The following is a 10105-nucleotide window of genomic DNA, read 5'->3' on the forward strand; positions in this document are numbered from 1 at the left end:
CCAATTAAAGATATATGAGAAAGATGGATAATATGCTTCTTTTTATTATCACATCTGTTTTGCTACTACTTATCTGCAAAATTCATTTGGGCTGACTTCCCCAGCTTTTTCAACAAAGTAATGGTAATCTCTTTTTCTTCAGGAGAAAGCCCACTAAGTGCTTCTGCTAGCTTTTCTTGATGTTTCGGAAAAATCTCTTGGAGAAATTGCTCCCCTTCTTGTGTTAATTCCGCATAGATAACTCGTCGATCATTCGGACAGGGCTTACGAAGCAAATAACCTTTTTTTTCCAGCTTATCCACCACATAAGTAATATTGCCACTAGAGATTAAAATCTTGTCACCAATTTGCTGAAGAGGCTGTCTGCCTTTATGAAATAACAATTCTAGAACACCAAATTCAGTAGGGTTTAATCCATATTGTCGAATATCTTTCTGAACGTGAGCAGACGTCCAGTTAAATGCACGGGATAACACAACGAACAAATGAAGGGATTGCTCTTGATTTTTATTTGAATCTGTTATCAGGTCCATTTGCTTTCCCTGTTTGTTCAGCATTTTGTTTTCTCCTTTCTTTTTATTTCTTACCTTTTACAAAATACATTTCAATATGTCTCATTTTTTGATATCTTAAATTTAAGATAAATGAAGAATACCCTATTTTTTTTACGTTGTCAACTAGTAAACTAAAAAAATATTAAATGAACAACGTAGAAGTTTGGGTTGATTATAGCTGGAACACTCTTGCTGGTTCCATGTTATCGGCTAAACAGAGAAAGACGTATTAGCTTGCGAGCATATTACAAAAGATAAGGGACACAAACAGGTAATAATCGTTTGTGCCCCCAGGTTTTATTTTTTCATAGGCGTCTTGGCTTCGCTATTAGTTGGTTCTTTTTGTTCTATAAAGGCTGCTAATGCTTGGATCGTTCGGTGTTCATAGACAACCAGATCATCGGAGATTAATCCATCTTCCTCCATCTCTAAGTCGAGAGTAACAGCAAGTAATGAGTTTCCCCCAAGCTCAAAGAAATCCTCGTTTGTGCCTACTTGTTCAACTTTCAGGACACGTTTCCAAATTTCCATGAGCTTCATTTCTAATACGGTGTTGGGTTCTTCTCCTTCTCGGTTCCTTGGAGTGAAAAGTAAAGCTTCATCCTGAAGTGCACGTCGATTTACTTTTCCACTGGTCGTTAAGGGAAGCTTATCCAGTGTCATGAAATGAGCTGGAATCATAAAGCTCGGAAGCTGTTTTCTCAGATGTTCCTTTATCTCGCTCATATCGATTGGATTTGCGGTAATGATATATGCCACTAGCTGTTTATTTCCAAGTGAGTCATCTTTATCTAGTACGACAGCGTCAGCTATCCCTTCATAGGAGCGAAGTCTTGTTTCGATTTCTTCCAATTCAATACGGTATCCGCGGATTTTCACCTGATGATCAATTCGACCTAAAAATTCGATATTTCCGTCAGGTAGCCATCTTGCTAAATCCCCTGTCCGGTACATCTTCTCACTAGCTGCAAACGGGTTAGATACGAACTTTTCTTCATTCAATTCAGGCTGATTCAAATATCCTCTCGCCACGCCTGCCCCAGCAATAAACAATTCTCCCACGATCCCGATTGGCTCCAATTGAGTAGACTCATTCATCACATAAACCTGCACGTTTTGAATCGGTTTGCCGATTGGCAATGTACTATACTCTCCTGCTTTTTTTAGAGGAAAGCGGGTAGCGATGACTGTTGCCTCTGTAGGGCCATAGAGATTATCAAGCGTAACATTCTTTGTAAGGGTGTAGAATTGCTCTACGACGTCGTGCGAAATTGCCTCACCGGCTACCAGTACGTATTTCAACTTAGTAAGAGCCGCTATTGACTCTTCGTGAATCGAGTTGAGGAATACTTTAAACATGGAGGGAACAAAGTTGACAAGTGCTACATTATGAGACTCAAGAACACGCAGGATACTCTTAGGATTTCGGTGTCCACCCGGTTCAAGAATCACCAGTGAACCTCCAGAAATGAACCAGCCAAATAGTTCGAGCACTGATACGTCAAAGGTATACGGCGTCTTTAAGAGATAAGCATCGTCTACTGCCATTGGATAATCCTTCTGCATGGCAAATAGATAGTTAACGATGCTGCCATGCTCGATCATGACTCCCTTTGGTCTTCCAGTAGAACCAGATGTGTAAAGGATATAGGCGAGGCTGTCCGCTGTAGATATCGTCTCAAGATTTGCTGTGTCTCCCTCATAAAGAGCTTCGTTGTTAAGATCAAGAATAGGTCCCATAAAAGCAATGGTATCAATATGTTTTGTTTCCGTTACTAAAACCTGCGCTTTGCTATCCGCAAGAATATAGTGTGCATGCTCCGCTGGGTAGTCAGGATCGATTGCTACATAAGCAGCACCTGCTTTCATCACTGCCAGAATTCCTAGAATCATTTCTACCGAACGGTCAAAACGTAAACCAACCACTTCTTCTCTTCCAATCCCTAAGCCACGTAATTTTCTTGCTAATTGGTTCGCTCGTTCGTTCACAAACTCATACGTGTATGTTTGATTTTCAAAGATGAGAGCAGTCTGCTTCGGATTGCGTTTCGCTTGTTCTTCGAATAATTGATGCACCTGTTTATCTTTAGGATAATCTTCTCTAGTATTGTTGAATTGATAAAGAATCTTGTCTTTCTCTGCTTGGGTTAGGAGCTCTATTTCAGAAAGGTTGATACTTGGATTGCGAAGGATTTGGGCTATGATCGCCAAAAAGTGATTAACCATTCTCTCAATGGTCTCCTGCTTAAACAATTTCGTCACGTATTCTACGTGGAACAAAAGCCCATCCTTTTCTTGAAAAAACTCAAATGTAATGTCAAATTTAGATGTTTTGTGTTTATAGTCAAAGGGTGTAAAGGTAAGTGTGTTAGCTTGAGTATGGTAGGAAGGAATATTCTGCATAATTAGCATCGTATCAAATAAAGGATTACGGCTGTTATCACGTTCCAACTGAAGCTTCTTAATTAGTTCTTCAAATGGATACTCTTGATTCTCATATGCTTGCAGGGCATTTTCTTTTACTTCCTGTAGAAAAAGACTAAACGGTTTATCTTGGTGTAGGCTGTTTTTCATTGCCAATGTATTGACAAACATTCCAACCATTTGTTCCGTATCTGCGTGGACACGTCCAGCAATAGGCGAACCAACAATGATCTCTGTTTGTTTTGTATATTTGTGAAGGAGAACATTATAAGCGGCTAGTAAAACGATATACAAGGTAGTCCCTGTTGATTCGGTAAAATCACTCAACTGCTTCGCGAGTGAATCGGGAATACGTTGAATAACACGGTTACCATCGAAGCTTTGTTTTGCTAATCTAGGGAAATCAGTAGGCAGTTGCAGAATCGGAATTTCGCCTTCAAAAGTCTTTAACCAGAAGGCTTCCTGATTCCCCACCTCATCACTTTCCATGCGCTTGCGTTGCCATGCCGCGTAATCCTTATATTGGATGGACATGGGAGAAAGCTCCTCTTGGGCGTAAAGCTTGATAAAATCTTGCTGCAAGATTATCATTGAAACTCCATCTGAAATAACATGGTGCATATCAAAAAGTAGCAAATGGCGGTATTCGTTGAGCTTTACTAACCCGACCCGAAGTAAAGGGGCTTCGCGTAAATCAAAGGGGCGAATGAACTCGTCAATGATCGATTCGATTTGCTCTTCCGTTGTTTCCTGAAACCAGACGTCAATCGTAGCATGATCCTGCACTTTTTGCACTGGCTCTCCATCTAGGAAAACAAACGAAGTTCGCAGGCTTTCATGACGTTGTACCAATCCCCAAATCGCTTGTTCGCATCGTTTTCGATCAAGCTCACCTTCAACGACAAGTGCTCCTGGAATATTGTAGCTAGTTCCTACTCCTTCAAATTTATTCATGACAAAAAGTCGCTGTTGTGCAGAGGAAACGGGATAGTAATCTCGTTTTTCTACAAGATCAATTGCTTCATACTGCTTTTTATCTCCCTGATCAATATAGATTGCAAGTTCCTCAATCGTCGGGTGTTGGAAAATAACCTGTAACGGAACCTCCACATGGAAGGTCTTCATAATCCGTGAAACAAGCGTAGTCGTATTTAACGAATGACCACCTAGTTCAAAAAAATTCTCGTGTACACCAATCTGGTCTGTTGAAAGGATATTCTGCCAGATTTCCACAAGTGTCGCTTCCGTTTCGTTACGCGCAGCGACATATTGTACCTTTGACATTTGTTCAAATACATCCTCGGGATGAGGAAGCATTTTCCTATTTAGCTTTCCATTTGAGGTAATGGGTAGCGTATCCACTTGGATTATGTAGGTAGGTACCATGTAGATAGGTATATCTTTCGAAAGAAACGTACGTACTTCTCTAGCAACTACCGGATGATCTGCCACGACATAAGCACACAAATAGGTTTCTTGCGACGCTTTGCTATCCAAACCAATCACAACTGCTTCTTTCATGCCTGAAAAAGTGAGCAGCCTGCTTTCGATTTCGCCCATTTCGATGCGCATACCGCGTATTTTTACTTGCTCGTCAAAGCGACCTAGGTATTCTATATTTCCATTGGGAAGCCATCTGGCCAAATCTCCTGTTCTGTACATACGTTGACTAGATTGAGGAAATAAATCAATAAACGGATTTTGCGTAAACTTCATTTCAGTTAACTCAGAACGATTCAAATAACCTCTTGCTAATCCTTCACCCGCAATGCACAGCTCTCCAGGAATTCCAATTGGCTGAAGCTGATTATTCTCATTCACAATAAATACCTGTTGATTAGCTAGTGGTCGCCCTATGGAAATATTGCTCACGCTATCAATCTCTTCCAAGATTACATGGTAGGATGTGGAGTCTACGCAAGTTTCCGTCGGACCATAGGCATTGAGTATTTTTGGTTTGTGTGAGAAATGTCGTACAAAACTCGCTACGACCTTTGCCGTTAGCGCTTCGCCTGCAATAAGTAAGTGCTTGAGAGCTAAATCTGCCGTTTCTTCTTTGTTTAGGTAATCCCCCAAAATCCGTAGATGAGTCGGTGTACCATCTGAGAGTTCTATTTGGTGCTTACGATAGAAAGCAACCAATTTCTCTCCCTCAACTCGTGCATCCTCTGGTACGATCAATAGGCTATGACCATTTAACAGAGAACCAAACATGTTTTGTATCGATGCATCAAATTCAAGCGGTGACACCATGGCTACTCGCAACGGGGATGGGTAAGTGGTATATAATTCCCGATTAAGCCCCCAAATAAGATTAACTACGCTGCGTTGCTCGATCATCGTACCTTTCGGCTTACCTGTTGAACCAGATGTAAAGATCACATAAGCAAGTTGAGACGGATTCGCCCTGCAAAACTCTTCCGTTTCACTCGTTTTATGTGAAAGAAGCTCTGTCACACTCAGCACTTCCATGTCTGGAAGGTCTACCATTAATGAACTGTCAGTGACGACCTCTTCATTGGTGATGAGAAGTGGGCTATTCGTGTCATCTAGCATAGATAGAATGCGATTTTTTGGTAGAGACGGATTGATTGGTAAGTAGGCACCACCCACTTGCAAAATGGCTAGAATCGAAACTACGACGTCTATATTGCGCTTTAACATAACACCTACGATTTTTTCTGGTTGAATACCTTTTTTCTTTAACAGGTGCGCCGCTTGAGTTGCCCTTTCTTTCAGCTCAGCATAGGTTAACTGGCGATTGTCATCCGCTACAGCAATTACATCTGGCGTTTTTTCAGCTTGCAATGCAAACAGCTCATATAAATTCTTCTCTGCGGGAAATTCAATCTGTGTATCGTTAAAATCACGGATTTGAAGCTTCTCCTTCGTTGATAGCATATCAATTACCGATAAAGGCGTATCAAGATTATCTATGATATTTTGCAGTAGTCCTTTGTAATGGGCAGCTATTCTTTCCACGCTAGCTCTGTGGTATCGGTCGGTCGAAAATGTTATCTTCAGCTCTAGGCTGTCATCTCTTTTTAGGAATGAGAAAAGGACTTCAGGTTGATTTGAAACAAGGTAGCTATGATCATGAATGTTCTCTAGTAGAATTCCAACATGAAAGAGAGATGAATGATCAGACCTAGAATGACCCATAATCTGCTCATATAAAGATAAAAGCGGATAATTTTGATTCTCGGTCGCTTCATTCAGCATTTCTCTAGTCAATAAGAGTAACTCTTTACATGTCATTTCTTCTCTTAATTGGTTGCGAAGAACAAGGACAGTATTGATAAAATTAGCTTCTGTCTCCTGTTTTAAGACTGGAGAGACCACGACGATATCAGAATGGCCCGTATATTTGTATAAAAGCACGTTCAAAACGGACGTCAGAATCATGTGCAAGCGTATATCGGAGCCGTTGGACAGCTTCATCAGTTGGCTAAAAGCTGGGCCATCGACAACACTTTTTACATCATCTCTTTGTTCACTAGGGCTCTCTTGATTTTTTTGGTCGTAGGGAAAGTGGCACTCCGTTACCTCTTCCGACAGCTTCATCTGCCAATAATCTCTTTCCTTTGCCTTCTGATTCGCAACGATCATTCGATCTTCTGAAACGTTTATCCTACCCATTGATTGCATCTCCCCTAAAAAGAAGTTCTCCTTCTCCTGCTTAGCATGCCACATTTGTTATGTCCATGAAGTTGAAGATTGCGTTGACGATTTTGGCCTTTCTTCTTATCCAAATCGATACTGATCATTATGCAATCAAATCACTTTTTTACATCACACGTAACATTTATTCCGCTTCAGCCGAAAACAGCTTTTTAGTAAGAATCTCCCATTCTTTTAACCCTTGCAAATTTTTCAAATCATTTTCAAATCGCACATCGCTTGTATCTCTCCAGCCCTTGTCAACGGCTTGTTCTAGGTAGGAAAGAGCAATAGTAGTTTCTCCTATCACAGCAAAACCACAAGCAATGAGAAAGCAATGCCAGTCTTCTAGTTCACCAAGTTCTTCTGCCCTTTTTACATAGTCTGTAGCTGTAAGGACATCCCCAAACTCTTTTAAATGATAATAAGCACTGCCTACAAGATTATCTAGTTCTCGATAGAAGAAATAATACGCCTTATAATCTCGGCGATTTTCAAAGCCTAGTTTATTCGCTAGCTTTATCGACGCATAGCGGAAATGTTCTGTCTTCCAATGGGGAGTAACCCCTCGCTGAAGGCACTCGTCCAGCACAGCTCGAGCAGCCAGTGTAGCTAATCCCTTGTTACGATGTTTTAAATCGTAGGTGTTAATGCCGATCTCAATATCGCCTTCACTTGCATACACAGAAAGGCAACTGCTAACTGCCTTATCCCCTTGCATCGTGCAATAGCCGATACCTTTCTCGAAAAAAACTTCAGGGGAGACCCAAAAATTATCCAGCTCTTCTCGAATAACTCCCTCTTTATCCCGATCGATTAATTCAGGAGTAATTTTTTCGACAGAGTAGCCGAAAGGAATCTGATCATGCCATTGCGAAAGCCCTCGGTACTTCTCTTCATTAAAAGTGAAGGCGCAACGTCCGTAAGCTTTTGGCAGATAGTTTTTCAGCCTATCAATCACTGTTCCTTCATCCGTATTCGACTGAGGGAACTCCAACTGAAAAGCGATGTCACCAATCTGCAAACTCTCTGGTGCAATCCTCTCGCGGATGAAAGATTCGAGATTTTTGTTAAAAGAATCATTCTCTTTGTCTCCAACAAGTAAAAAGATTTCAAATTTTGCCCATATCAATGCTGTTTTTGGTTGTTTTGGATCATCTACATATACTTTTCCTTGATTATTTCCATTCAAGATTCCCAAAATGATGGGGTGATTGGTTTGTTCGCGAAAAATAGTTTTAATTCTATTGTATTCCTGTACAGAAAGCTCATAGATCATGCCTGATGTTTCCTTTCTTTTGTGGGTTTTCCATCTAGTATTCATACTCTCTAGGTTATGCTCTCTTTTCTAACAAGAGACGATTACATTCTTCAAGCAATTGTACCGAGAAGCACCTTTCATCCTGCGATGCCTCTCTGATTTTTTTAGAAATTTTATGCAACGTACTATCATTACATCTTTTTGTAAGATGCATCTTGATAACAATACCTCGAATAACATTCCAATTATTCCCTATCCTTTTTATCTCTTCCACAAAGGGCACTAAACTTGGATAATCATGTGAAGCGATAAAAGCTAAGAGATGCGCATATTTAAGACGACCATTTGCGATATCAGCCAAGTTGTTTATCAGCGGGATGTCATCAAAGTTTTTGTCATATCCTTCTGTCTCTTTTTGCAAATCAAAATCTTTCAGCAAAACGTCTGCGAATCTTTGCATCTCTGCAAACGCCTTTCCAGACTGCAATTCAGAGGAAAGTCTATTAGCCAACTCTCGGATGACCTGTTTAGGTTCGATCTGCTCATCTTGCACAAGCGAAAAAGTCGTTACATGTTTATAGCCCTTGATAAAATTTGCGTGCGACAACTGCATCTCCTTTTTCATAAAATAAGGATCTGTGCAATAAAGGTCGCGCGTTTCAGAGTTTATTCCTACAATCATAAATGAATGGACAGTGTGTTCCTTCTGATAGTTTTTATCCCAAGGAACCCAAAAAGAATTCATCGTAGCCACAACAGGAAAACCTGAAGTCAGCTCGGTTTGAATGATCTTATACACCTCCTCTTCCATCTGTGTTTGATTGACTGTTCCTCGTATACCATGATACTGTTCGAGAAGAGCTAAAAAGTTATTCGAGGGAATGATTAGTTGATCTCCTATTCTGTCCGTTTGTTTTCTACTAGATTCAAAAGAAAAATTCCACGTTTCTGCAAACATACACTCGTGATTACGCTGAAGCCAACGTGCAAGGGAAGCAATTACATCTTCAATGCAATTATTTTCGATATTTTTTACTGGTTCGATATTTATAAGCACATAGGGATTATCTGTTGATGATTGTAACATAACCAATTGCCCTCCTAAGAAAGTGTAACACAGGTATTTCATTGGTTATCATCCTGTTATTTTATTGATACTCTTGTTTTCTTTAGTTGAGGGAGAATATTCTGTCCGATACGCTCGATTTCATTATCATGTAATAAACTAGTCAAGAGGAAAAATTCGGCGCCTGCATCATGATATTTTTTTAGTGTTTCAATGACCTCTTCATAACTACCTACAATTGATATTGAATTTGATGGGTTTACTTGGCTAAGCCCCCCCCAAAGATTCTCTCCTACCATGTAGTTATTTTCGGAAGTCAGGTCTTTGTAACGTCCAAGTCCTACAGAATCGGATGTTTTTAAAAAGGCACGTGTCATACGCTTTGTGATTGGTGACGTATTTTCTAATAGTTCATTTGCCGCATGCCACGCTTCTTCTCTTGTTTGTCTTGCGATAATATCGACCAAAACGCCGCAAGAAATGCTCCTTCCCTTTTCTAACGCCATCTGTTTAACTTTATTGTAGTGTTTATTGAGCAACTCGAACTCGCACGCATACAGAATATACGCATCTCCATAATGCGCTGCTATTTTCATCGCTTCCTCAGAGCTACCCGCAACGAAATAGCGTCCCCTTTTCTCTACATCCTCCTTTGGGTAAATATCACAGTTACTAATGTGAAAAAACTCCCCTTTGTAACTAGAAGTTCCTTTTCGAAGTAACTGAATGATCTCCATAAACTCTTTCGTGCGTTGATATCTGGTCGTATGTGGATCAGCATGGGCTTCACGGGAAAGAGCAATGCTGGAACTACCTGTAATCACATTAACATCCGCTCGATGGTTAATCATCTGATTGAGAGTATTCAACGCTTTAGCAGTGTAAGTCGGCAAACAATGATTGGTATTTTGGGCAAGCAATATGCGAATGCTGGTGGTTTCTAATCCAATCTTAGTTGATGCAATAAAGGGATCAACTGAGGTTGGAGTGCTAGAAACAAGTACACCATCAAAATTATTTTTTTCAGCACGTAAGGCTTGATCCGTATACGCCCGATATAGTTCCTGATATTGATCCGTCGGGACAACCGGTAATGCCCAACAAAATTCCATAATCAGTTCCCCTCCTGCTTCCCTTCTT

The 10105-nt window shown here is 40.4% G+C and carries 5 protein-coding genes; all 5 read right to left on the reverse strand.

Annotated features, from left to right (window positions below):
- Window positions 1-65: 65 nt before the first annotated feature.
- A complete protein-coding gene (locus BrL25_RS00450) occupies window positions 66-557 on the reverse strand; it encodes a MarR family winged helix-turn-helix transcriptional regulator (RefSeq protein ID WP_018670484.1) in 492 nt (163 codons plus the stop codon).
- A gap of 294 nt (window positions 558-851) precedes the next feature.
- Entirely contained in the window at window positions 852-6617 is a 5766-nt protein-coding gene (locus tag BrL25_RS00455) for a non-ribosomal peptide synthetase (protein WP_018670483.1), read from the reverse strand.
- A gap of 166 nt (window positions 6618-6783) precedes the next feature.
- Window positions 6784-7917 (reverse strand): GNAT family N-acetyltransferase, encoded by a 1134-nt coding sequence (locus tag BrL25_RS00460; RefSeq protein ID WP_018670482.1) that lies wholly within the window; start codon window positions 7915-7917, stop codon window positions 6784-6786.
- A 55-nt stretch (window positions 7918-7972) separates the two neighbouring features.
- Entirely contained in the window at window positions 7973-8986 is a 1014-nt protein-coding gene (locus BrL25_RS00465; RefSeq protein WP_018670481.1) for a C39 family peptidase, read from the reverse strand.
- Window positions 8987-9042: 56 nt separating this feature from the next.
- The gene (locus BrL25_RS00470) at window positions 9043-10077 is read right to left on the reverse strand and encodes an LLM class flavin-dependent oxidoreductase (protein WP_018670480.1); all 1035 of its coding nucleotides are present in this window, start codon (window positions 10075-10077) and stop codon (window positions 9043-9045) included.
- Window positions 10078-10105: the final 28 nt, after the last annotated feature.

Source organism: Brevibacillus laterosporus DSM 25 (assembly GCF_002706795.1).
GTDB classification, from domain to species: Bacteria; Bacillota; Bacilli; order Brevibacillales; family Brevibacillaceae; genus Brevibacillus_B; species Brevibacillus_B laterosporus.